17 protein-coding genes are annotated in these 25,263 nt (G+C 62.9%); 7 read left to right on the forward strand and 10 right to left on the reverse strand.

Annotated features, from left to right (window positions below):
- Positions 1–90: 90 nt before the first annotated feature.
- The 3 genes from ACIQUI_RS11690 to ACIQUI_RS11700 all read right to left on the reverse strand — a co-directional run bounded on the left by ACIQUI_RS11690 (position 91) and on the right by ACIQUI_RS11700 (position 3,712).
- Positions 91–579, reverse strand: coding sequence for a TIGR00645 family protein (locus ACIQUI_RS11690; RefSeq protein WP_003247486.1), 489 nt, complete (start codon positions 577–579; stop codon positions 91–93).
- A gap of 195 nt (positions 580–774) precedes the next feature.
- A complete protein-coding gene (locus ACIQUI_RS11695) occupies positions 775–1,113 on the reverse strand; it encodes a hypothetical protein (protein WP_403198411.1) in 339 nt (112 codons plus the stop codon).
- A 160-nt stretch (positions 1,114–1,273) separates the two neighbouring features.
- Complete coding sequence (locus ACIQUI_RS11700) at positions 1,274–3,712, reverse strand: Lon protease family protein (RefSeq protein WP_403198413.1); 2,439 nt, start codon at positions 3,710–3,712, stop codon at positions 1,274–1,276.
- A gap of 260 nt (positions 3,713–3,972) precedes the next feature.
- On the opposite strand from ACIQUI_RS11700, the gene ACIQUI_RS11705 reads away from it, so the two are divergent.
- The 4 genes from ACIQUI_RS11705 to ACIQUI_RS11720 all read left to right on the forward strand — a co-directional run bounded on the left by ACIQUI_RS11705 (position 3,973) and on the right by ACIQUI_RS11720 (position 7,529).
- A complete protein-coding gene (locus ACIQUI_RS11705) occupies positions 3,973–4,461 on the forward strand; it encodes a DUF3015 family protein (protein ID WP_391132281.1) in 489 nt (162 codons plus the stop codon).
- 72 nt (positions 4,462–4,533) lie between these two features.
- Entirely contained in the window at positions 4,534–6,387 is a 1,854-nt protein-coding gene (locus tag ACIQUI_RS11710) for a DUF4105 domain-containing protein (protein WP_403198415.1), read from the forward strand.
- 220 nt (positions 6,388–6,607) lie between these two features.
- Positions 6,608–6,964 (forward strand): hypothetical protein, encoded by a 357-nt coding sequence (locus ACIQUI_RS11715; protein ID WP_403198417.1) that lies wholly within the window; start codon positions 6,608–6,610, stop codon positions 6,962–6,964.
- Between the two features lie 67 nt (positions 6,965–7,031).
- Entirely contained in the window at positions 7,032–7,529 is a 498-nt protein-coding gene (locus ACIQUI_RS11720) for a GreA/GreB family elongation factor (protein WP_403198420.1), read from the forward strand.
- A gap of 141 nt (positions 7,530–7,670) precedes the next feature.
- Here ACIQUI_RS11720 and gdhA read toward each other — a convergent pair whose 3' ends face one another.
- The 3 genes from gdhA to ACIQUI_RS11735 all read right to left on the reverse strand — a co-directional run bounded on the left by gdhA (position 7,671) and on the right by ACIQUI_RS11735 (position 11,684).
- Positions 7,671–9,011, reverse strand: a complete 1,341-nt coding sequence (gene gdhA / locus ACIQUI_RS11725) for an NADP-specific glutamate dehydrogenase (protein ID WP_391132289.1) — start codon at positions 9,009–9,011, stop codon at positions 7,671–7,673.
- A gap of 301 nt (positions 9,012–9,312) precedes the next feature.
- Positions 9,313–10,980, reverse strand: a complete 1,668-nt coding sequence (ettA, locus tag ACIQUI_RS11730) for an energy-dependent translational throttle protein EttA (protein ID WP_391132291.1) — start codon at positions 10,978–10,980, stop codon at positions 9,313–9,315.
- Positions 10,981–11,282: 302 nt separating this feature from the next.
- The gene (locus ACIQUI_RS11735; protein ID WP_403198422.1) at positions 11,283–11,684 is read right to left on the reverse strand and encodes a hypothetical protein; all 402 of its coding nucleotides are present in this window, start codon (positions 11,682–11,684) and stop codon (positions 11,283–11,285) included.
- A 248-nt stretch (positions 11,685–11,932) separates the two neighbouring features.
- Here ACIQUI_RS11735 and ACIQUI_RS11740 point away from each other — a divergent pair, with 248 nt between their 5' ends.
- From ACIQUI_RS11740 to ACIQUI_RS11750, 3 genes are all read left to right on the forward strand, one after another.
- A complete protein-coding gene (locus ACIQUI_RS11740; RefSeq protein ID WP_403198425.1) occupies positions 11,933–15,763 on the forward strand; it encodes an EAL domain-containing protein in 3,831 nt (1,276 codons plus the stop codon).
- Positions 15,764–16,103: 340 nt separating this feature from the next.
- A complete protein-coding gene (gene glyA, locus ACIQUI_RS11745; RefSeq protein WP_403198428.1) occupies positions 16,104–17,357 on the forward strand; it encodes a serine hydroxymethyltransferase in 1,254 nt (417 codons plus the stop codon).
- 80 nt (positions 17,358–17,437) lie between these two features.
- Positions 17,438–18,391: an arsenic resistance protein gene (locus ACIQUI_RS11750; RefSeq protein WP_403198431.1), complete on the forward strand. Its 954-nt coding sequence runs from the start codon at positions 17,438–17,440 to the stop codon at positions 18,389–18,391.
- 153 nt (positions 18,392–18,544) lie between these two features.
- On the opposite strand, the gene ACIQUI_RS11755 is transcribed toward ACIQUI_RS11750, so the two are convergent.
- The 4 genes from ACIQUI_RS11755 to ACIQUI_RS11770 all read right to left on the reverse strand — a co-directional run bounded on the left by ACIQUI_RS11755 (position 18,545) and on the right by ACIQUI_RS11770 (position 25,236).
- Positions 18,545–20,899 carry a TonB-dependent siderophore receptor gene (locus ACIQUI_RS11755; protein ID WP_403198434.1) on the reverse strand — a complete coding sequence of 785 codons (2,355 nt, stop codon included), beginning with the start codon at positions 20,897–20,899 and terminating at the stop codon, positions 18,545–18,547.
- A 241-nt stretch (positions 20,900–21,140) separates the two neighbouring features.
- Positions 21,141–22,070: a FecR family protein gene (locus ACIQUI_RS11760; RefSeq protein ID WP_403198436.1), complete on the reverse strand. Its 930-nt coding sequence runs from the start codon at positions 22,068–22,070 to the stop codon at positions 21,141–21,143.
- A 5-nt stretch (positions 22,071–22,075) separates the two neighbouring features.
- Positions 22,076–22,573 (reverse strand): RNA polymerase sigma factor, encoded by a 498-nt coding sequence (locus ACIQUI_RS11765; protein WP_403198438.1) that lies wholly within the window; start codon positions 22,571–22,573, stop codon positions 22,076–22,078.
- Between the two features lie 227 nt (positions 22,574–22,800).
- On the reverse strand, positions 22,801–25,236 hold the full coding sequence (locus tag ACIQUI_RS11770; RefSeq protein ID WP_403198441.1) for a TonB-dependent siderophore receptor: 2,436 nt from the start codon (positions 25,234–25,236) through the stop codon (positions 22,801–22,803).
- Between the last annotated feature and the right edge of the window lie 27 nt (positions 25,237–25,263).

The following is a 25,263-nucleotide window of genomic DNA, read 5'->3' on the forward strand; positions in this document are numbered from 1 at the left end:
GAAACAGGCAACGCGGTGGCTGACACCGGCCTTGCCGGTGTTCGCGGGCTTGCCCGCTCCCACAGGGATTGCGAAGCGGCCTGACAGGCCTCAGTGCTTGGTCAGCTTGTCCAGGTAACCCATGCAGAACGCCGAAACCACGAAGGTCATGTGGATGATCACATACCACATCAGGTAATCGGTGGAGATGTTCTGCGCATCCATGAACACCCGCAGCAGGTGAATGGACGAAATGGCCACGATCGACGCCGCAACCTTCATCTTCAGCGACGAAGAATCCATCTTGCCCAGCCAGTTGAGCTTTTCCTTGCTCTCGTCGATGTCCAGTTGCGAGACGAAATTCTCGTAGCCGGAAATCATCACCATCACCAGCAGGCCGCCCACCAGCGACATGTCGATCAGCGACAAGATCACCAGGATCAGGTCAGCTTCGCTCAAGGCGAAGACGTTGGGCAGGACGTGAACCACTTCCTGGAAGAATTTGAGCGCCAGGGCCAGCAGGCCGAGGGACAGGCCGAAGTAGATGGGTGCGAGCAGCCAGCGCGAGGCATACATCGCATTTTCAAGAATACGTTCCATGGAGGGTTTGGGACTCGTCAGGTGACTGGAAAAACGACCGCGAGTATAGCCAGCCACCTGTTACAGCAAAAGCCCGGTGAATGGGGGCTGCTTTGCAGCCCATCGCGACACAAGGCCGCTCCTACAAGAGACCGCGATCCCCTGTAGGAGCGGCCTTGTGTCGCGATCGGGCCGCAAAGCGGCCCCAGCATTCGTTCAGGTCTCCGGATGAAACTGGTAATCCCCCAGGTTCCGACACCGCTCGCCATTGATCTTGCGCAACTGCGCCTGCAAATGCAGGCACCAGATCTGCGGGTCTTCGGCCACCTGGTACCCGTGCAACGTCAGGCTATCGACAATGGCATTGAGCACCGATTCGGCCACCATCGGCCCATGAAACGGCCCTTGGGCCTTGATTGCGGAAGGTTGTTCACCGGCCATGCCGGCGGCGAACAGCAGCGTCCACATGCCGTTGTCCCCGGCCAGTGGGCGGATGCTGCATTCGATGCGGGTCACCAGGCCCAGGCACTGGCGTGTGAGGCTGAGGTTGCGCATGGCCGCGTCCCCTCCAATAAGCCTTGTTCAGCCTGAACCCAGGCTGTTTCCATCCTGAACGCTGATGCTGTCCTTAAGTTCCATCATAGAAGAACCGTGTAAAAAGATGGAAAACCGGCGCTGAACGGTAGCACATAGCCGCTAGCGCCGGTTTATTGACTTAGGCCGGCTTGGCCTGGGCAATCACCTCTTCCAGGCGCTCCTTTTCAGCCTTCTCGATGTCTTCCTCGCTGATCATCTCGGCAATTTCACGCAGGCGTTCCACCACTCGGGCATTGACGCTGCCCTCGGTAAACAGGCCTTGGTCATCGAGCACGCCGGCTTCCTCGCCCACCAGCAGGCTCAGTGCCTCATCAGCCTGGCTGACCGCGTAGACGTGGAACATGCCGTTCTCCACCGCCTGCAACACGCGCTCGTCGAGCATCAGGGTGGCGACGTTGGCACGCGGTATGATCACCCCCTGCTCGCCGGTCAGGCCACGCGCCTCGCACAGGCGGAAGAAACCCTCGATCTTCTCGTTCACCCCGCCCACTGCCTGCACTTCACCAAACTGGTTGATCGAGCCGGTGATGGCGAAGCACTGCTTGAGCGGCGTACGCGACAAGGCCGAGATCAGCGTACAGGCTTCGCCCAGCGAGGCGCTGTCACCGTCTACATAGCCGTAGGACTGTTCCAGGGCGATGCTCGCAGAAATCGCTAGCGGGAATTCCTGGGCATAACGGCTGCCCAGGTAACCGGTAAGGATCATCACGCCCTTGGAGTGGATCGGCTGGCCAAGGTTGACCTCGCGCTCGATGTCGACGATGCCACTGCCGCCTGGGTACACGGTGGCAGAGATACGCGCAGGCATACCGAACGCCGAGTCCCCCACCTCCAGCACGGTCAGGCCGTTGCACTTGCCGATGGCCGCACCTTCGGTGTCGATCAGGATGATGCCGGCAAGCATGTCGTCGAGCACACGCTGGGAAACACGCCCGGTGCGGGTGGCCTTGGCCTTCAACGCACGCTCGATGTGCCCGGCGTCGGTCATTTCGTCACTGGCCAGCTGACGGATGAAATCGGCTTCGCTGACCAGCTGGAACAGGTCACCGATACGCGCCGACAGGCGCGACTGGTTCTCTGCCAGGCGGGCGCTGTAAGTGGCCAGGCGCGCCACCGCATCGCTGGTCAGCGGCGCCATGCCCTCTTCGTTGGTGCGCGTGCGCAGCAACTGGGCAAACTGCTCCAGGTTCTCGTCGACCATGGGCATGTCTTCGTCGAAGTCCACCAGCACCCGGAACATCTCCTGGAAATCCGAGTCGTGGTCCTGAAGTGCGTAGTACAGCTGGCGCGAGCCGATAATCACCAGCTTGACGTTGAGCGGAATCATCTGCGGCTGCAGGCTGACGGTGGCGACCCGGCCCAGCTCACCGATCGGTGACTCCATCTTCAGCTTGCGCGACTGCAGGGAACGCTTGAGCGCATCCCACACGAACGGCTCGCCCAGCATCTTCTCGGCTTCAAGGATCAGGAAGCCGCCGTTGGCACGGTGCAACGCGCCCGGGCGCAGCTGGCGGTACGAGGTGTACAGCGCGCCCTGGTCGGTGCTGTATTCGATACGGCCGAACAGGTTGTCGTAAGTCGGGTGCGGCTCGAACACGACCGGCGCGCCACCAGCTGCATGGTGGCCGACCACCAGGCTTGGGGCGTACTGCTCTTCAAGCAGCTTGCGCGCAACGGCGTCGGTCTTGCTGTCGTCGACCAGTTGCTCGACCACGGTGCGCAGCAGGTTCAGCTGCACCGACTGCAGGTAGGCGCACACCGCGGCATTCTCGGCGTACTTTTCCGACAGCGGGGCCAGCAACGGCTGCAAGGCCAGGGTGATGGTTTCTTCGTTGAGCTGGCGCAGTTGGTTGTTCGACTCGCGCTTCCACTGCGGCAGGCTGGCCAGCTCTTCGTTCAGCTGCTCCTCAAGCAGGGCAATGTCCTCGTGGAACTGCTCGCGTACCTCTTCCGGCAACTGGGCGAATTCGGCTTCGTCCAGTGCCTTGCCGTCTGCCATCGGCGTGAAGGCGACGTTACTGGCATCGCGGTACAACGCCACGTCCTTTTCCAGCGAGGCCCGCTCGATGACATCCAGGGCACGGTCATAACGCTGGTTGAAGGCGCGGTCGATGGCGCCTTTCTTCTGCTGGTACGACGGGTGTTCGAACACGGCCGGGAAGGTCGACAACAGGTTGTCGATCAGCCCGCTCATGTCGGCGATGAATGCCCCCGCGCTGCCCGATGGCAATTCCAGGGCACGGGGCTCGCGGGTGTCGTCGAAATGGTTGACGTACACCCAGTCGGCCGGGGTTTGCTGGCGCTTGCCCTCGGCCTTGAGGTAGCGCTTGACGAACGAGAAGCGCCCGGTGCCGGGCTCGCCCATCACGTATACGTTGTAACCGGGGCGCGGCATGGCCACGCCGAACTGCAGGGCCTCGACAGCACGCTCTTGGCCCAGGACTCCGCGAAACGGCTCCAGATCGTCGGTATTGGTAAAGGCAAACTGCTCGGGGGAGAAACGCCGGGTCAGGGCTTCAGGCGCAAGACGCAGGCGCGCAGCGACAGGATCGGGCATTGGGTTTCCTTACTTCGACGGGGCAGATACGCAGCATTCTGGCGCTGCCCAAGCGCGCCTTGCAAGGCTCTGCGGGACTTTATATCGCGCCGGTCGCAGCTGGCGCAGGTCATGTAACAGCAAATTTTTCGCAATCAACAACGCAACCTTTAGATCGTGCCTAAACTCCAAGCTGCGCGGGTGGGTGAAATGCTTTCCCGACCTGGCAACCGAGTTGCCAGAAACCCTGACCCTTGGTTAAGACAAAGAGAACAAATGCTATGAAACGGATTCTTCTGGGTACTCTGTTCACCGTGGTCTCGCTGAACGCCATGGCCGAAGCGCCTGGCGGCCCGAACTGCGGCTGGGGCAACATGCTGTTCGAAGGCCAGCGCGGCACGCCGGCGCACTTCCTGGCTTCCACCACCAACGGCACCTCCGGTAACGCCACCTTCGGCATGACCTCCGGCACCAACGGCTGCTCCACCAAGGCTTCGCTGACCTACGGCGGCAAGTCGTGGTTCGCCATGAACGGCATGATGAACGAGCTTTCCGAAGACATGGCCATGGGCCAGGGCGAAGCACTGACCACCTATGCCGTGGTCCTGGGTGTAGCCCCGGAAGACCGTACCTACTTCCAGTCGGTCGCCCACCAGCACTTCAACCAGATCTTCACCAGCGCCGACGTCACTGCTGAAACGGTCCACAGCAACACCCTGGCCGTTCTGAAGAACGACCCACGCCTGGCCAAATACGCTACCGAGGCCTAAGCACTGCTGCTCCCGCCCCACCCTGGGGCGGGTTTCGCCTTTTTCGGCATCGTCAAGAAGTAGTTGCCCGATATGCTCAAACGCCTCGCTTTGCTGGCGCTGTGTGCCTGCGCCCCTGTTCATGCCGCGCCCGTGCTGGACCAAGGTCGTCTCCAGCAACTGGCCAACACCCCTTACTGGATTGCCCTGGGCCACTACGAAACTGCCAAGCTAGGCGGCTGGCGCAGTTATGTGGACGATGATGCGTTCTTCCTCGCCAAGGACGGTGCGCACCACCCCGACCAGGAGCTGCAAGCCACGGTCGAAGCGCTGTATGCCCCCGCCAGCCTCGGCGACAAGCATGCCCAGTGTGTATTCCCTGCACGCACCCGCTGGCTACGTGAACAGCTCGGCCTGCAAGGCCTGCCGCAACCGGACTGCCAGGAATTCAAGACCTGGTACCAGTCGATCGACCCGCACAGCGCCGCGTTGATCTTCCCGGCGGCCTATCTGAACAGCCCATCCTCGATGTTCGGCCACACCCTGCTGCGCATCGACCAGTCCAGCACCCGCAGCGACGACACTACGCTGCTGAGCTATGCGATCAACTTCGGTGCCTACATCGAAGGCAGCGACAACAGCATCCTGTACGCATGGAAGGGCCTGATGGGCGGTTACCCGGGGCTTTTCGCGCTGATGCCCTACCAGGAAAAACTCTCCGAATACCGCAGCCTGGAAAACCGCGACCTGTGGGAGTACCAGCTGGACCTCACGCCCGAAGAGACCGGGCGCATGGTCGAGCATGTGTGGGAGTTGAAGCAGGTCCAGTTCGACTACTTCTTCTTCGACGAAAACTGCTCGTATCGCCTGCTGGAGCTGCTGCAGGTTGCCCGGCCGAGCCTGGACCTGACCTCGCAGTTCCCGTTGACCGCCATCCCCACCGACACCGTGAAGGCCGTGAAGCAGTCCGGCCTGGTCGCCAGCGAAACCTACCGCCCTTCTCGCGAACGTGAATTGCTGGCCCGCGCCGAGCCCCTGGACCACGGCGAAAAGCAACAGGTGCTGGCCGTGAGTGCCGACACCGCTCAATTGCAGAGCCCCGAATTCAAGGCCCTGCCCCGTGAACGGCAAGCACTCGTGCAAGACGCCGCGTACCGCCTGGAGCGTTACCGGGCCAATGGCCAGGAGCGCGACCCCGGGCAGGCGACGCGCAGCTTCGAGCTGCTGCGGGCGATCAACAGCAACCCGCCACCGCCGTTGCAGATCGAACGCCCCGGCCTGCCCGAGGATGGCCACGACTCGCGCACCTGGCAGCTGGGGGTGGGCACCCGTGAAGACCGTGCCTACGCCGAATATGGCCTGCGCATGGCCTACCACGACCTCAACGACAACGCTTACGGCTTCCCACTGGGGGCGCAGATCGAGATCCTGCAACTGAAGGTGCGCCAATACGAGGGCAATGACTGGCAGGTACAGCGCCTGGACCTGGCCACCATCCGCTCGCTGACACCCCGTAACCAGCTGCTGAAACCCTGGTCGTGGCAAGTGGCTGGCGGGCTGGAGCGTGTGCCTGGCAAACACGACGACGAGGTGCTGGTCAGCCATGTGAATGGTGGCGCCGGTGGTACCTGGCAACTGGCCGATGGTTTGCTGGGCTTTGCTCTGGGCACGGTGCGGATCGAGCACCATAACGACTTCGCCGAATTCATTGCCCCGGCCGCAGGGTTCAATGGCGGGCTGCTGTGGCGCAACGGGCTGGGCAACATGACCCTGGAGGCCAAGGGTGATTACTTCACCAATGGCGAGGTACGGCGCAGTGTGAGCCTTAACCAGCAGTGGGAGATCAGCCAGAACCTGGGGTTGCGCTTGAGTGCTTCGCGCGAGTTCAGCCACCTGGCCACGGCGCAGAACGAAGTGATGCTGGAGCTGAAGTGGTATCACTACTGAAAATTGCCGGTTGCCTGCACCGGCCCTATCGCTGGCAAGCCAGCTCCCACAGGTATTGCACAGGCCTGGAAGCCTGAAGCTATCTTGTGGGAGCTGGCTTGCCGGCGATAGGGCCAGTACAGGCAACAGTGTGACCCACCAACTCTTTGACACTGTTTTGACACCTCCCCGACAAATCGCCACCTAGACTTGCCAGCATCAACTGGAGGGTTTAGTGGTCATGTCGCGGTACTGGTTCGGCGTGTGCGTTGCGTTGTTGCTGTCAGGTTGCGAAACCACCCATGAACAGATGGTCAACCGTGGTTATCCTCCCGCTTATGCCGATGGTTTCCAGGACGGCTGCAGCAGCGGTCGTCAGGCGGCCGGGCTGATGGTGGGCAACTTCCGCAAGGACGTGCCGCGCTACCTCCACGAGCGACAGTACGAAACCGGCTGGGACGACGGCTTTCGCCAGTGCCACGCCATGCAGAACAGTGAAGAACAGCGCCAGTACCACGAACGGTTCTGGGACCAGCGCGACCGCGAGTGGGAGCAGGAAAAGGACCGTGGCGCCGCCAAGGCTTATCGCCACAACTGAGTCGCAAACGGACATCCCTTGAAACCGGCGGCCTGCCATGATGGTCTCCTGCACAAGGAGGCCCTGCATGAGCCGAGCATTCGTCAACGAGGAACAGGCCGCCGCCCAGGCCGACCAGCCGGTAGAGCGACGCGTCAGCGAACAACCCAACTACGTCACCGCCAACGGCCTGCGCCAGTTGCAGGCGCGCGTGGCCGAACTGAATGCTCTGCGCAGCGAACTGCAGGCGCAGGGTGAGCGTGGCGACAAGCAACGGCTGGCCGATACCGAGCGGGACCTGCGTTACTTCAGCGCGCGGGTGCAGAGTGCCCAGGTGGTGCCGGCAGCCAGTTCCCGCAGCAAAGTGCAGATTGGTAGCAGGGTGCGGTTTGTCGACGCGCAGGATCAGGAACAGGTGGTGCAGCTGGTGGGTGAGGACGAAGCAGATGCTGGGCGGGGGCTGATCAACTGGGGGTCGCCATTGGGGCGGGCCTTGCTGGGCGCGGGGCCTGGGGATGAGTTGGTCTGGCGGCGGCCGGTGGGGGATCAGGTGATCGAGATTCTCGAAATCGAGGGTGAAAGCTGAGGGCCCAGGGGGCTGCTTTGCAGCCCATCGCGACGCAAGGCCGCTCCCACAGGAGTATCACTGAGTTTGAGGCTGCACTGTCCCTGTGGGAGCGGCCTTGTGTCGCGATAGGGCCGCAAAGCGGCCCCCTGCGGCCTAAGATCAGACTACGCCCTGTGCCAGCATCGCATCAGCCACTTTCACAAAGCCTGCGATGTTCGCACCTTTGACGTAGTTGACCTTGCCATCCGCCTCTTCACCGTAGTGAACGCACGCATGGTGAATCGACTGCATGATGTTGTGCAGCTTGCTGTCCACTTCACCGGCAGTCCACAGCAGGCGCATGGCGTTCTGCGACATTTCCAGGCCCGACACAGCCACGCCGCCGGCGTTGGAGGCCTTGCCCGGCGCGTACAGGATGCCGGCGTCCAGGAAGATATCCACAGCCTCCAGGGTGGTCGGCATGTTGGCACCTTCGGCTACGCAGATGCAGCCGTTGCGCAGCAGGGTGCGGGCGTCTTCGGCGCCCAGTTCGTTCTGCGTGGCGCACGGCAGGGCGATGTCGCACGGCAGGCTCCACGGGGTCTGGCCCTTGCGGAACTCCAGGCCAAACTGCCCGGCCAACTCGCTGATACGGCCACGCTTGACGTTTTTCAGCTCCATGACCGCATCCCACTGGGCGTCGGTCAGGCCGGCTTCGGCGTACAGGGTGCCTTCGGAGTCGGACAGCGAAATCACCTTGCCACCCAGGTCCATGACCTTGCGCGCCGCATACTGGGCCACGTTGCCCGAACCGGAAATCGCCACGCGGCAGCCATCGATACGCTTGTCCTGGCGCTTGAGCATTTCTTCGGCGAAGTAAACGCAGCCGTAGCCGGTAGCTTCCGGGCGGATCAGGCTGCCGCCGTAGGTCATGCCCTTGCCGGTCAGCACCGACGTGAACTGGTTGGCCAGGCGCTTGTACTGGCCGAACATGAAGCCGATTTCGCGGGCACCCACACCGATGTCACCGGCCGGTACGTCGCAGTCGGCGCCAATGTGGCGGTACAGCTCGCTCATGAACGCCTGGCAGAAGCGCATCACTTCGGCGTCGCTCTTGCCTTTCGGGTCGAAGTCCGAGCCGCCCTTGCCGCCGCCCATGGGCAGCGAGGTCAGGGAGTTCTTGAACACCTGCTCGAAGGCCAGGAACTTCAGCACGCTGAGGTTCACCGACGGGTGGAAGCGCAGGCCGCCCTTGTACGGGCCGATGGCGCTGCTCATCTGGATGCGGTAGCCGCGGTTGACCTGCACCTTGCCCTGGTCATCGACCCAGGAAACGCGGAACAGCACCGCGCGCTCAGGCTCGACCATACGTTCGAGGATGCCCGATTGCAGGTAGTGAGGGTTGGCCTCAAGGAATGGCCACAGGGTGCGCAGCACCTCTTCCACCGCCTGGTGGAATTCAGGTTGGCCTGGATCACGCTGTTGCAGGCGCGCAAGGAAATTGTCGACAGATTCGATCATGGTAGACATCTCACCGAAGGTTTTGGGCTTATTGGTTTTTTCGGGAATGTACCAAGAAGCAATCGCACTGGAATAGGGCGTAATGTCGTTTTTTTGAAATTATTTGGTGCGTTTCTATAAATGTATACAAAAAGTGCGGTCGGTGGTGGCCTCTTCGCGGGCATGCCCGCTCCCACAGGTCCAGACATCATGGGGCTCTTGTGGGAGCGGGCGCGCCCGCGAATGAAGCCAGCACCGCTTTCCAGCCAGGCACAAAAATGGGGCCACCCAGGGCCCCATTCTTGTGCATCAGAATTCCGGCTTACTGGGCCAGTTTCTTGTGCCGTACACGGTGCGGCTGGGCAGCAGCATCGCCCAGGCGCTTCTTGCGGTCAGCTTCGTACTCGGTGTAGTTGCCTTCGAAGAACACCACGTTCGAGTCATCCTCGTACGCCAGGATGTGGGTAGCCACACGGTCCAGGAACCAACGGTCGTGGGAAATCACGATCGCGGCGCCAGGGAAGTCCAGCAGGGCTTCTTCCAGCGAACGCAAGGTTTCAACGTCAAGGTCGTTGGACGGTTCGTCGAGCAGCAGGACGTTGCCGCCCTCCTTCAGGGTCAGGGCCAGGTGCAGGCGGCCACGCTCACCACCGGATAGGTCCTTGACGAACTTCTGCTGGTCGCCACCCTTGAAGTTGAAGCGGCCAACGTAGGTACGCGACGGGATCTCGTAGTTACCGATGCGGATCTGGTCGGAACCGTCGGAAATCTGCTGGAACACGGTCTTGGCGCCGTCCAGGTCTTCGCGGCTCTGGTCCACGCAGGCCAGTTGCACGGTTTCACCGATCTCGATGCTGCCCGAGTCCGGCTGTTCCTTGCCCATTAGCATGCGGAACAGGGTCGACTTACCGGCACCGTTACCACCGATTACGCCGACGATGGCGCCTTTTGGCATGGCGAACGACAGGTTGTCGATCAGCACGCGGTCGCCATAGCCTTTGGATACGTTCTTGAACTCGATGACCTTGTCACCCAGGCGCGGGCCGGCCGGGATGTAGATCTCGTTGGTTTCGCTGCGTTTCTGGAATTCCTGCGACTGCATTTCTTCAAAGCGTTGCAGACGGGCCTTGGACTTGGACTGGCGGGCCTTGGCGCCTTTGCGCACCCACTCCAGTTCCTCTTTCATGGCCTTCTCGTGGGCGCTTTGCTGCTTGGATTCCTGCGCCAGACGGTCCGACTTGGCTTCCAGCCAGCCCGAGTAGTTGCCTTCGTACGGGATACCGGCGCCGCGGTCCAGTTCCAGGATCCAGCCAGCGACGTTGTCGAGGAAGTAACGGTCGTGGGTAATGGCTACCACGGTGCCCGGGAAGTCGTGCAGGAAGCGCTCCAGCCAGGCCACCGAGTCGGCGTCCAGGTGGTTGGTCGGTTCGTCGAGCAGCAGCATGTCGGGGGCCGACAGCAGCAGACGGCACAGGGCCACACGGCGTTTTTCGCCACCGGACAGGTGCTCGATGCGGGCATCCCAGGCAGGCAGGCGCAGGGCGTCGGCAGCCACGTCCAGCTGGCGCTCCAGGTTGTGGCCATCGGCGGCTTGCAGGATGGCTTCCAGCTTGGCCTGCTCGGCGGCCAGCTTGTCGAAATCGGCATCCGGGTCGGCGTAGGCGGCGTAAACCTCGTCCAGGCGCGCCTGGGCGTCCTTGATCACGCTGACCGCTTCCTCGACCACTTCACGCACGGTCTTGGTCGGGTCCAGCTGCGGCTCCTGTGGCAGGTAGCCGACGTTGATGTCGGGCATCGGACGGGCTTCGCCGTCGAATTCCTTGTCGACGCCCGCCATGATCCGCAGCAGGGTCGATTTACCGGCGCCGTTCAGGCCGAGCACGCCAATCTTGGCGCCCGGGAAGAACGACAGGGAGATGTTCTTGAGAATTTCCCGCTTCGGCGGCACAACCTTGCTCAGCCGATGCATGGTGTAGACGTATTGAGCCAAAACCAAGCCCTCTAATCAGATAGGTAAAGACATCGACGATCGCCCCGGCGCGCTGGCCAGGGGGATGTGTGTTTGGGTGTAATTGAACAAAGGCGACCATTCTACGCCAACGCACGGCGTTGCATAGGAGGGGTCGATGGTGGGCAGGGATCGGTGTGATCTCTGGGGAGAATTTGTTGCCTGTGCCGGCCTCTTCGCGGGCACGCCCGCTCCCACAGGTTCACCACAGGGCCGAAGCAATCAGATATCCCTGTGGGAGCGGGCGTGCCCGCGAAGGGGCCGGCACAGCAGCCGAAGGTGGCTCAGACGTGCCGCTGCCGGGCCTTGCCCCGCGGCAACCGGCAGCGGTCGCCCTGCTCGGCCAGGCGTGCAGCCCAGGCGGATTTCACGCTGAAGCCAGCGCTACGGGCCGGTTGCGGCTCGGCCACCTTGGCCGGCTTGGCAGCCGCAGGTGCCGCACTGACAACCTTGGCCGCCTGTTTGGCCGCAGCCACTGCAACTGCCGGCGCTGCTGCCGCCTTGGCGGTCTTGCGCAGTTCAGCCAGCGATGGGGCCTTGCTTTTGGCGGCGGTCGCCTCGGGTTTGACCAGCGAACGCTGGCAAGACTTGCAGGATACGTCCTCGGTCACGGCAGTGCTGACAAGGGTCTGACTGCTGCGCCCACAGGCGGAATCGAGGCCATTGGAGGAAAAGTGAGTAACCAAAACCGAACATCTCCGATGCGTTGTCATGTAGAGCGGGCGCTATTCTCGCACAGGTTGCAGGGGCTTGCCGAACCACCGGGCTGCCACCACCGGTCAACATGGCTGGCACTTTGCCATAATCCTAGGCATGCTAGCCGGTTTCAGGTGTCCGGCCTTATAGTGCGCCACCGCGGTGCGGCAACCGGACACCGGCACACACCGTGCATGACCCGTCCCTGCCATCGCCAGCCCAATCGCAGGATCAACGCTTGACCAACCTTACTCATCCGTCGTCATTGCGTAACGTGCCACAGGCGCCCGCCGCTACTTTGCGCGGGTCGATCAAGGGTGCGCTGGCGCTGCTGGCCCTGATCCTGCTGGGCCTGCTGCTGTGGCAGCTGTTCGCCCAGTTCAACCACACCCAGGCCGACCTGCGCAAACAAAGCCTGGACGCCACTGCAGAGCTGGCCGACCACCTGAGCCTGAACATGGCGTTCAAGGCGCAACAGGCGGTAAATGTAGTGCAGCCCTACGTCAATTCACCGGCACCTGCGGCCCTGCCCAGCCTGCTGGATACCCTGCGCGAGCGCCTGCCTGCCTTGCAGAGCGTGGCCTGGCTGGACAGCGCCGGGCAGCTGCGCGCTGACAGCCTGGCCGCCAGCCCCGACCGCCAGTTGCTTGACGAGTTGCTCACCCTGAACCAGGGCCGCCCGTACTTCTTCACCAATTCGGCCGACAACCGCACCTTGTACCTGTTGCTGCGCCAGGCTACCGAACAGGACCGCGGCTACTGGCTGCTGCGCCTGTCACCGGACTTCTACCGCGAACTCACTACCCACCTCGACGGTGGCGGTCACCCGCTGTGGTTGCTGGAAAACAGCCGCAGCGGCGAGATACTGCAGCGCCATGCGCCGGCCGATACCAGCAACGAGCCGCTGCAAAGCGTGATGCTGGCTTTCATCGACAACAGCACCTGGCAGCTGCGCGGCCTGTTCGACGCCAAGCTGGCCCAGCAGAAACTGCTGCCAGCGCTGATCGGCAAATGCCTGCTGGTCTTGTTCTGCGCCCTGCTGCCCGTTCTGGCCCTGATCAACATGCGCCGTCGCCAGCGGGCGCTGCAGGAAGACCGCCGGCGTTACCAGGAAATCTTCGAAGGCACCGGCGTGGCCTTGTGCGTGCTCGACCTGTCCAGCCTGCCCGGCCAGCTCGACCGCTACCACCTGCGCAACCATGCTGCACTCAAGCAGAGCCTGGCCCTGGACCCTAACCTGCGCCGCTCGCTGCTGCTTGAGCTGAAAATCACAGAGGTCAACCAGGTGGCCCGCCAGCTGTTGAACATCGACTGCCACGAAGGTGCCTGGCAGCGCCTGATCCACGGCACTGGCGATGGCCGCGACAGCATCGGCATGCAACTGATCGATGCGCTGATCGAACAACGCCCGCTGCTGGAGCTGGAAGTGCGCCTGCCAGCGCCCCTGGGCGGCGAACTGCACCTGTGGCTGATGGCGCGGCTGCCGCAGCAACGCCGCGACCACCAGGCGGTAATCCTCAGCATCAGCGACATCACCAGCCGCAAGCAGGTGGAGCTGTCGCTGCTGGAACGCGAAAGCTTCTGGTCGGACGTGGTGCGCACCGTGCCCGACCAGCTGTATGTGCAGGACGTGCTCAGCCAGCGGATGATCTTCAGCAACCGTCACCTCGGCCAGACCCTGGGTTACGACCGTACCGAGCTGGCCCAGATGGGCGAGCGCTTCTGGGAGCTGCTGCTGCACCCGGAAGACGCCACGCAATACCAGGCCCTGCGCCGGCAACAACGCGACAACGGCCATGACCACCCCCTGCACTGCCAGTTGCGCTTCCGCCACCATGATGGTGGCTGGCGCTGCTATGACATCCGCGAACAGGTGCTGACCCGTGACAGCGACGGCCTGGTCACGCGTATCATCGGCGTGGGCAAGGACGTGACGGTGCAGATCGAAGCCAGCCAGTCACTGCGCGACAGCGAACAGCGCTACCGCATGCTCGCCGAAAGCATCAGCGACGTGATCTTCTCCACCGACAGCCTGCTGCAGCTCAACTATGTCAGCCCTTCGGTGCAGGGCGTGCTGGGCTACCAGGCTGACTGGATCTTCGCCAACGGCTGGCAATCGATCATTGCCAACCCGGCCCAGCTCACGGGTATCTACAGCCTGATGGAGCGTGTCAGCAAAGCCATGGGCGACCCTGCCCAACTGGCCCACCTGCGCAGCCAGTTGCCGACCCAGCTGTTCCTGTTCGATTGCCTGCGCGCCGACGGCCGCAAGATCCCCATCGAACTGCGCCTGGTGCTGGTGTGGGATGATGACCAGCGTTTTGAAGGCGTGCTCGGCGTGGGCCGCGACATCAGCCAGCAACGCCGCGCCGAAAAAGACCTGCGCATGGCCGCGACGGTGTTCGAGCACTCCACTTCGGCCATTCTCATCACCGACCCGGCCGGCTATATCGTCCAGGCCAACGAGGCGTTCAGCCGCGTCAGCGGTTACGCCGTCAGTGAAGTGCTCGACCAGTTACCGGGCATGCTCACCGTCGACGAACAGCAGGAAGGCCACCTGCGCTACGTGGTCAAGCAACTGCACCAGCGCGGTAGCTGGGAAGGCGAGGTATGGCTCAAACGCCGTGACGGCGACCACTACCCGGCCTGGGTCGGCATTACTGCAGTGCTGGACGACGAAGGCGACCTGGCCAGCTACGTGTGCTTCTTCACCGACATCAGCGAGCGCAAGGCCAGCGAGCAGCGCATCCACCGCCTGGCCTACTACGACGCCCTCACCCACCTGCCCAACCGCACCCTGTTCCAGGACCGGCTGTACAACGCCCTGCAGCAGGCCGAGCGGCAGAAGGCCTGGGTGGTGCTGATGTTCCTCGACCTCGACCGCTTCAAGCCGATCAACGATTCCCTCGGCCATGCCGCCGGCGACCGCATGCTCAAGGACATGGCCCAGCGCCTGCTGGCTTGCGTGGATGACGACGACACCGTTGCACGCATGGGCGGCGACGAGTTCACCCTGCTGCTGCAACCGCGCCCCAGCCGCGAAATGGCGCTCAACCGCGCCATCCATGTGGCCGAGAACATCCTCGGCAGCCTGGTACGGCCGTTCGTGCTGGAAAACCGCGAGTTCTTCGTTACCGCCAGTATCGGCATCGCCCTCAGCCCGCAGGATGGCAGCGAGCTGAGCCAGCTGATGAAAAACGCCGACACTGCCATGTACCATGCCAAGGAACGCGGCAAGAACAATTTCCAGTTCTACCAGGCCGAAATGAACGCCAGCGCCCTGGAGCGCCTGGAGCTGGAAAGCGACCTGCGCCACGCCATGGAGCAGAACGAGTTCATCCTCTACTACCAGCCGCAGTTCAGCGGTGATGGCAAACGCCTGACCGGCGCCGAGGCGCTGCTGCGCTGGCGGCACCCGACCCGTGGCCTGGTGCCGCCGGGCGATTTCATCCCGGTGATCGAAGAGCTTGGCTTGGTGGTGGAAGTGGGCGACTGGGTGCTGCGCGAGGCCAGCCGCCAGCTCAAGGCCTGGCACAAGGCCAAGGTACGAGTACCCAAGGTGTCGGTGAACATTTCGGCGCGGCAGTTCTCCGACGGCCAGCTGGGCACACGGATTGCCAACATCCTTGATGAAAGCGGCCTGCCGCCAGCGTGCCTGGAGCTGGAGCTGACCGAGAGCATCCTGATGCGTGAGGTGAACGAGGCACTGCAGATTCTTGCCAGCCTGAAAAACCTCGGCCTGAGCATTGCGGTGGACGACTTCGGCACAGGTTATTCATCGCTGAACTACCTCAAGCAGTTCCCCATCGACGTGCTGAAGATCGACCGCACCTTCGTCGATGGCCTGCCCGAAGGCGAGCAGGATGCGCAGATTGCCCGGGCGATCATCGCCATGGCCCACAGCCTCAACCTGGCGGTGATTGCCGAAGGTGTGGAAACCCACGAACAATTGGAGTTCCTGCGCGAGCATGGTTGTGACGAGGTTCAAGGCTACCTGTTCGGGCGACCGATGCCGGCGCATCAGTTCGAGGCGCAGTTCTCCAACGAGACATTGTTCATGTTCCATTGATGCTGCCTGCTGCAAGCTCGCGCGGTCCCTGTAGGAGCGGCCTTGTGTCGCGAACGGGGCGCGAAGCGGCCCCACGATTGCAGCTCGCTGCCGACATCGCCGGGACCGCTTTGCGGTCCTTTCGCGACACAAGGCCGCTCCTACAGGGGCCGCGCCAAGGCTGGAATCCGCACCAGAAAAAACGGACCTCGGAGTCAACTCCACTACCCGCGCAGCCCAGACACGGCGCGGGATGCAACATGAAGCCCATTGGTCCGCGACTTGATGCCACTTCATATGCCAGCCGCGAAGCAATCGGTTAGAATGCCCCCCCAAATTACCCCGATCCTTGAGGACCGCCATGTTCAGCCGTGATTTGACCATTGCCAAGTACGACGCCGAGCTCTTCGAAGCCATGCAGCAAGAAGCCCTGCGCCAGGAAGAGCATATCGAGCTGATCGCTTCGGAAAACTACACCAGCCCGGCAGTCATGGAAGCTCAGGGCTCGGTCCTGACCAACAAGTACGCCGAAGGCTACCCAGGCAAGCGCTACTACGGTGGTTGCGAGTACGTCGACATCGTCGAGCAACTGGCCATCGACCGTGCCAAGGAGCTGTTCGGCGCCGACTACGCCAACGTCCAGCCGCACGCCGGTTCCCAGGCCAACGCTGCCGTCTACCTGGCCCTGCTGTCGGCCGGTGACACCATCCTGGGCATGAGCCTGGCCCACGGTGGCCACCTGACCCACGGTGCTTCGGTAAGCTCCTCGGGTAAGCTGTACAACGCCATCCAGTACGGCATCGACGCCAACGGCCTGATCGACTACGACGAAGTCGAGCGCCTGGCTGACGAGCACAAGCCGAAGATGATCGTTGCCGGCTTCTCGGCCTACTCGCAGGTTCTGGACTTCGCCCGCTTCCGCGCCATCGCCGACAAAGTCGGTGCCTACCTGTTCGTCGACATGGCCCACGTTGCCGGCCTGGTTGCCGCTGGCGTGTACCCGAACCCGGTGCCGTTCGCCGACGTGGTCACCACCACCACCCACAAGACCCTGCGCGGTCCACGTGGTGGCCTGATCCTGGCCCGTGCCAACGCCGACATCGAGAAGAAGCTGAACTCGGCTGTGTTCCCAGGCGCCCAGGGCGGCCCGCTGGAGCACGTGATCGCGGCCAAGGCCATCTGCTTCAAGGAAGCCCTGCAGCCTGAGTTCAAGGCTTACCAGCAACAAGTGGTGAAAAACGCCCAGGCCATGGCCAGCGTGTTCATCGAGCGTGGTTTCGACGTGGTTTCCGGTGGTACCCAGAACCACCTGTTCCTGCTGTCGCTGATCAAGCAGGAAATCTCCGGTAAGGACGCTGACGCCGCGCTGGGCAAAGCCTTCATCACCGTCAACAAGAACTCGGTACCGAACGACCCACGTTCCCCGTTCGTCACCTCGGGCCTGCGTTTCGGCACCCCAGCCGTCACCACCCGTGGTTTCAAGGAAGCCGAGTGCAAGGAACTGGCCGGCTGGATCTGCGACATCCTGGCTGACCTGAACAACGAAGCAGTGATCGACGCTGTACGTGAAAAGGTCAAGGCCATCTGCAAGAAGCTGCCGGTTTACGGCAACTGATTGGCAGCCGCCTGAAGTTGAAAAGCCCGGCCTAGTGCCGGGCTTTTTATTGAAAGCCCCCTAGCGCGCAGGATGCACCTTTGACCAGAGAACAACTGGAAACCCGACAGATACCCCTGTATTTCGCTGCAGTAATCGCCGCCGCTGCTTTCGGCCTGCTGGCCAGCGGCACCGCGCGACACCTTGAAGCGTTGGTCACCCCCGCCATTGCCGTGCTGATGTATGCGATGTTTCTGCAAATCCCTTTCCTCGACCTGCGCCAGGGCTTGGGTAACCGCCGCTTCATCAGCGCCCTGCTACTGGCCAACTTCATGCTCGTGCCGCTGCTGGTGTGGGCCATCACCCGTGGGTTGGTCGGGCACCCGGCGATCCTCGTCGGTGCCTTGCTGGTGCTGCTTACGCCTTGCATCGATTACGTGGTGGTGTTTACCCACCTCGGCAAAGGCGACGCGCGCCTGACCCTGGCCGCAACCCCCGTGTTGCTGCTGGTACAACTGCTGCTTCTACCGGTGTATCTGGCCTTGATGCTGGGGGACAGCAGTCACGTGGCAATCTCCGTCACCCCGTTCGTGGAAGCGTTCGTGTTGCTGATCGTGCTGCCGATGGCACTCGCCGTGCTCACCAGCGCCAGCGCCCGCCGCTGGCGTGCAGTCTCGGCCTGGAACGATGCCTGGGCGTGGCTGCCGGTGCCGGCGATGGCGTTAGTGCTGGTGGTGGTAATCGCTTCGCAGATTGCAGCGGTGGTGAGTGATTTCGACCGGTTGCTGCCAGTGATTCCGGTTTACGTCGGCTTCATGCTGCTGGCGCCAGCGCTTGGTTTTTTATCCGCACGGCTGTTGCGCCTGCCGGCCACCGAGGCACGCTCGGTAACGTTCAGTGCCGCCACGCGCAACTCGTTGGTGGTGCTGCCGCTGGCACTGGCGTTACCTGATGACATGCGCGGGCTGGCTGCAGCGGCGGTGATTACCCAGACGCTGGTGGAGTTGGTCAGCGAGCTGATTTATGTGCGGGTAGTGCCACGGCTGGTGGGTTGATTGGTTCGCTCAGGTTGATGCGCTACATGGCACCGGCTTCGCCGGTGTTCGCGGGCAAGCCCGCTCCCACAGGATCGCGCGTATCCTGGGCTTTGCGCGATCCTGTGGGAGCGGGCTTGCCCGCGAAGGGCCGCAAAGCGGCCCCGTGGGCACTCACCAGTTATAGGTGACCGTGCCGTAAACCGTGCGCTGCTGTCCGTACTGGCAGCCCATGTCGCTGAAGCACCCGGCCACATACTCCTTGTCAAACAGGTTGCTGGCATTGAGTGCCAGTTCCACACCCTTGAGCGAAGCATCCAGCTTGCCAAGCTCGTAGCTGACCATTGCGTCCACCAGCACATAGCTGTCGACCTTGAAGCTATTCTGCGCATCGCCATAGGTGCTGCCCACGTAGCGGGTGCCCGCGCCCAGTCGCAGCCCGCCTGGCAACAGATAGTCCGCCCACAGCGAGGCCATGTGCTCCGGTGTGCGGAACGGCGTGTTGCCCTTGTTACCGCGTTCGGACCGGGTCACTTCAACATCGTTCCAGGTGTAGCTGCCAATCAGGTTGAAGCCCGGCGCCAGCTCGGTCTTGGCTTCCAGCTCCACCCCGCGCGAGCGCACCTCGCCTTCCTGGCGGCTGAAGCCGTTGACGTTCTCGGTCACGTTCTGCCGGGTTAGCTCGAACACTGCGACGGTGTACAGGCTATTGCTGCCTGGCGGTTCGTACTTCAGGCCCAGCTCGTACTGTTTGCCGGTTTCCGGGTCAAGCTGGGTACCGTCGGCAGTGGTGCCCATGACTGGCAGGAACGACTCGCTGTAGCTCAGGTAAGGCGCCAGGCCATTGTCGAACAGGTAGACCAGCCCGGCGCGGCCGCTGAACTTCTCGTCCTTCTGGGTTTGCGGGGCGCGGTCGTCCTTCTGGTTGGCGGCACAGTCGTAACGCCCACCCAGCAGCAACACCCAGTTGTCGATGCGCAGCTGGTCCTGCAGGTATACACCGGTCTGGGACAGCTTTTGCTCATAGCTGGCAAAGCTGAATGGCACCGTATCCAGCGGCTGGCCGTACACCGGCTGGAACGGGTCAAAGCTTTGCAGGATGAAGTCCAGCGACTGCTGCTGGTCGAACTTGCCGTTGTTGTAGTCCACGCCTGTGAGCAAGGTGTGCTCCACAGGCCCGGTGGCGAAGTTGGCCTGGACGTGGGTATCGACGGTAAACAGGCGGCCATCGCCCTTGCGCGCGTCACTGTAGCGCGAGTACTGCCCGCCACCCGCCGGGGCGAACAGGGCGATTTCGCTGCTGGCCTGGCGGTAGTTGCTGTAGCGCACGTTCTGGCGCAGGGTCCACACCTCGTCGAAGTGGTGCTCGAACACATAGCCCAGCGAGGTTTTTTCGTTGGTCATGAAGTCGTAGGCACTGTCACCCACGTAGGTGTCGCGGTCCAGCCGGCCACGCGCATCACGGAACACCGTGCCGCTGGCGGGCAGCGCATTGGCGAAGTTGCCGGTCTGGCGCTGGTATTCGCCCAGCAAGGTGAACTCGGTATCGGCACTGGGGCGATAGCTGAGTGCCGGGGCGATGTACTGACGGCGATTGGTGATGTGATCGGTCTGGGCGTCGGTTTCGCGGAACAGGCCAGTCAGGCGGTAGCTCCAGATCCCCTCGTCATCCAGCGCATCGCCCAGGTCGAAGGCGCCTTGCTGGTAGTTCAGGTTACCGGCTTGCAGTTGCACCTGACGCAGGGGCTGCTGGGTCGGGCGCTTGCTCACCAGGTTGATCTGCCCGCCCGGGTCCGAGGCCCCGTAAAGCACCGAGCTGGCGCCGCGCAGCACTTCAATGCGCTCCAGCCCGTAGGGTTCTGGCGCGTCCCAACCGAGAAACTCGGGCAGGAAGGTGCGGGTGCCGTCGCGCAGCATGCGCCCGGTACCCTGCTGGAAACCGCGAATGGACAACTGGTCGACCACGAACTGCGGGCCGGCCAGTTCGGTGTTCACCCCAGGGGTGTAACGCAGCGCCTGGGCTACGGTCTTGGGTTGTTGGGCCTCGATCTGCTCGCGGGTGATCACCGACACCGAGGCCGGGGTTTCGATCAACGCCGTGTCGGTCTTGCTGCCGACCGAGGAGCGCTTGGCTACGTAGCCATCGTCCGGGCTGACCGAGCTGTAGGCCTGGCCCACGATGGAAGTCGCGCCCAGTTCCAGGGTGCCGGACGACTGCGCAGCGGGCTCGAGGGTGACGCTGGCGCTGCCGGTGGAGCGCCAGGTCAGGCCACTGCCTTGCAGCAACTCGGTCAGCGCCGCTTCCGGCTCGCGCCGGCCGTTGATACCACGGCTGCTCTTGCCCTGCACCAGGTTGCCATCGAAGATCACCTGCAGCCCACCCTGCGCGGCCAGGCGGTTGAGCGCGCTGGCCAAGGGTTGCGGGGCAATGTCGAACTCGCGCGGCTCGGCCAGGGCCAGGCCCGGCAGTAGCGCACACAGCAAAGAAAACGACGTCAGCGACGCCCTGCACAATTGCCCTCGGTCCATCTCACTCCCCCGTTCAAATACGAAGCATTCGTTTTTGAACAGGGATGACGGATGACCGCAGCAGACCCGTAAAAATAGTTTTGAATAACCCGCACAACTTGATTTAGCGTGGGACCTGTGGGAGCGGGCGAGCCCGCGAACACCGGCGCAGCCGGTGCCATACACCGAGTCGCCTGCTTCGCGGGCATGCCCGCTCCCACAGCGACCGCGTAGCGCTCAGGCTGGTGCCATCCACTGTTACTCAGTCACGCGCCTCAAATACCAGCAGGTATTGCGAGTAACGGCGGATATGTAATGGAAAAGCCTGCTCCAACGTCGCCAGCCCTTCGTCAAGCCGGTCCAGCCGGAACGTGCCACTCACCTTCAAGCCACGCAGTTGCGCATCGCCGATTACCAACCACCCCGGCCGGTAGCGCTCCAGCGCTTTCAACACCTGCGCCAGCGGGGCCTGCTCGAATACCAGCCGCCCCTGTTGCCAGGCCAACGCACTGTCCACATCCAGCCGATGCTTGCTGCCTGACCGCCCTGCCCCTCGCTCCACCGCTTCACCGGCAGAAAGCTCAACCCGGTCCATCGTATCGCTGACTGCCACCCGCCCGCGCCTCACCACCACATCCACCGCCGAGCCCTCGCGGCTCACCGCATACACGGTGCCCAGCGCCGTGGCCTGCACCTCGCCGGCCTGCACGGTAAACGGCCGCGCCGGGTCGTGCGCCACTTCGAACACCGCCTCGCCCTTGTGCAAGGTAATGCGCCGCGCCCGGTCACTGATCTGCACATCCACCGCCGACTCGGCATCCAGGCTGATGCGCGAGCCATCGCTCAGCGCAACAACCCGGCGCTCCCCTACCCCGGTCCGGTAATCCGCGCCCCACTGCCCGTGCCAAGCCAACGCCACGCCGACGCCCAGCACCAGCACCGCCGCACTGGCCAGCGCCCATTGCCGGCCCGGCGCACGCCGCCGTACCGGGGCCTGAAGTTGCCCACTCAACGCCCATAGCCGGCGCGCCTCGACGAACGCCTGCTGATGCTCTGGCGCCTGCGCGCACCAGGCCCGCGCCGCCTGCACATCGCCTGGTTGCACATCACCCGAGGTCAAACGCACCACCCAGGCATAGGCAGCCCGGCGTACGTCAGGTGAAGGGTCGAGGGGAGCAGAGGGCTTGTGCATGACCGTCAACGTTGCAAACTCTGGCCCAGAAAGTCCAGCGCTATGGCCAGCTGCTTCTCGACCGTACTAACCGACACGCCCAACTGCTCGGCTACCGCCTTGTGCGCCATGCCTTCCAGGCGGCACAGCAGAAAAATCTGCTGGCAGCGCTGCGGCAGGCGCTGCAGCGCCTCGGCCATCAACGCCAACTCACGCCGGGCGGCAACCTCGGCAAAAGGCTCCGGGCTTTCCCCGGTGACTTCGTACAGGTAGGCCATGCCCTCGTCATGCTGCCCCCGCGTGCCACGGCTGCGGGTGTGGTCGATGACCAGGTTGCGGGCAATGCGAAACAGCAGGCTGCGCAGGTTCAACACCGGGCTGCGAGGCGGTTGGCGCAGCATGCGCAGGTAGGTTTCCTGCACCAGATCGGCAGCAGTGTCAGTGTTGCGCAGTTGCCGGTAGAGGAACGCGCGCAACTCCCCGGCATGGGCCTTGAAAGCCAGTTCCAGCTCTTCGGTCTTCATGCGTGAGGGCAACCCGGGCAGGGGAAGAAGGCGCTGACTTTAACGATAAGGGTTTTCATTTACAACCGGTCGTGACTGCACCCTGTTTACCTGTGGGAGCAACTGCCTTGTGCTGCCTGTGCCGGCCTCTTCGCGGGTGAACCCGCTCCCACAGGGATCGCGTCAGCCCTCAGGTTTTGAGCAAGACAGTTGCGCCTACAGGACCAGCGCCAGGTTCAGGACCCTGCTTAGAACCGCGCCCGCAGCGCCAGGTTGAAATTGCGCGGCTCGCCATAGAAGTTCCAGTAGTTGAGGTTGCCCAGGGTCTGGTAGTACTTCTTGTCGAACACGTTATCCAGGTTGTACTGCACTTCGAAGTGCTTGTTGATCTCGTAGATCGCATGCAGGTTGGTCAGGTGGTAGGCGTCCTGCTGGATCTTGTAGCTAGCGCCGGCCTCGGTCTGGGTCATCTTGCTCTGGGCGTAGAAGCTGCCGCCCACACGCAGCTGGTTGAGCACGCCAGGCAGGCGGTAGTCGGTGGCTACCTTGAACAGGTGGCGTGGCGAGGCGCCGTTGAAGTCTTCGCCTTTTTGCTCACCAGCAATGTACTTGGACTGGGTATAGGTATACCCCGCCGACACGTTCCAGTCCGGCAGCACCTCGCCGGTCAGCTCCAGCTCGATGCCTTTGTTGCGCACCTTGTCGGATGCCCGGTAGCAAGCAAAGGTCTGCGCACAGGTCACCCGTTCGGCACGGCCGGTCTGGTCGGCCTGGAACAGCGCGATGGAGGTTTGCAAGCGCTTGTCCAAAAACTCACCCTTCAAGCCAACCTCGTAGTTGCTGCCCGTCATCGGCAGCAGCGTATTGCCATCCACATCCTGCGAACTCTGCGGCTTGAAGATTTCGGTGTAGCTGGCGTAGGCCGACCAGTTTTCATTCAGGTCCTGCACCAGGCCCGCATACGGGGTGACTTCGCCACTTTTGGAGAAGTGCTTGTGGTCGGTGGGTTCACGCACGCCATTGGTGTCGTCCAGCGAATCGTGGCTGTACCAGCTCCAGCGGCTGCCGAGGATGAGCGTGGTGCTGTCGGTAAGGCTGAAGCGGCTGGCCGCATACACACCCTTCTGCTCCTGGGTACGGTTGTATTGCCACTGGTTGACGTTGAGGGCTGTCGGCTTTGGCGGGTCGAACGCGGCCAGGTTGTTCATGTCGACAATGTAGCGGTAGGTGGCATCGCGCCCGCCGTGGTAGTCGAAGTCGTCCTTGTTCCAGTTGCCACCCACTATCAGCTCATGCTGGCGGCCGAGCAGCTGGAACGGGCCGGTGAAATAGCCATCGATGCTGGTCTGGGTGTCGTCGAAGTGAAAGTGGCGTGGGTTGAGGGTGAACAGGTCGGTGCCACCACCCGGGTAGGTGTAGTTGCCCAGGAAGTCCGACTTGGCCCACATCTGGTTTACCGCCACCACGCCTTTCCAGCCGTTGGCAAAGGTGTGCTGGACATCGGCGAACAGGGTGGTGTTGCGCTTGTCCAGGTGGTTCCAGTCACCGGTCAGCGAGGTGGAACGCGAGATCGGGTAGAACGCGCCGCTCTGCTGGCTGGGCAGGCCCGACCAGTCGTAACCCGAGTTGCGGTCCTTCTGGTAGGTAAAGCCGATGGTGGCCAGGGTGGACTCATCAAGGTCGGCCTCGACAATGCCGTAGAACAGCTGGTTTTCTTTCTGGGCGGTGTCCAGGTAGCTGTGGGCGTTGTTATAGGTAATGACCGAGCGACCGCGCAGGGTACCCGCGTCGTTCAGCGGCGCAGACAAATCGACCATGGTCTTGTAGTCGTCCCAGGAGCCAACCGAGGTTTCGATCAATGCCTGGGGCTCGGCCGTGGGCCGCTTGCGAACCAGGTTGATGGAGGCCGACGGGTTACCCGCGCCTTCCATCAGGCCGGTGGCGCCGCGCACCACCTCCACGCGGTCGTAGATGTCGGTGTTGGGCTTGGAGATGGTGTCCATCGAGTACGGGTTGCCGATGTTGGTCGGCACGCCATCGATCTGCAGGTTTTCCACAGTCTGCCCGCGGGCCTGGTACAGCGAGCGCTCACTGCCGTTCTTGATGATGGTGACGCCGGTGGCATTGCGCATCACGTCATCGAGGTTTTTCATGTTCTGGTCATCCATGCGCTGGCGCGTGACCACGGTGACTGACTGCGGCGTTTCGCGCAGGCTCATCGGCAGCTTGGTGGCCGTGGACGAACGCCCCGTGGCGTAAGCCCCGGTGCCTTCGGTCAAGTCGCCCAGGCCTTGACCAGAGATGGTGGTGGTGCCCAGTGTCAGCGCACCTGCTGCGGCCTCGGCCTGGCGCACCAGCTGGAATTCCCGCTCGCCCGTACGCACGGCTTGCACACCACTGCCAGCCAGCATCTGCGCCAGCGCCTGTTCCACACTGGTAGCGTTGACGGCCTGGCTCTGCTTGTTGGCGGTGAGCGTGGCATCACCACCGATCAACAACCCGGCTTGGCTGGCCAGCAGGTTCAATTGCTGCGCCAGCGGCCCGGCAGGGATGTCGAACACCACGCCTTGCGCCGCTACGCTGTTGCTGTCGGCCTGGGTGACGGCAACGTGGCCAGCAAGGGCTAGGAAAATGGCCAGGGCCAGCGGATGGCGGCGCAGGTAAGCAGGGTCGCGAAGCAGCATGAAGGGGTCCTTCCGTAAGCAGGATGA

The organism is Pseudomonas sp. NPDC090592 (assembly GCF_044769185.1).
In the GTDB taxonomy this organism is placed as follows: Bacteria; Pseudomonadota; Gammaproteobacteria; order Pseudomonadales; family Pseudomonadaceae; genus Aquipseudomonas.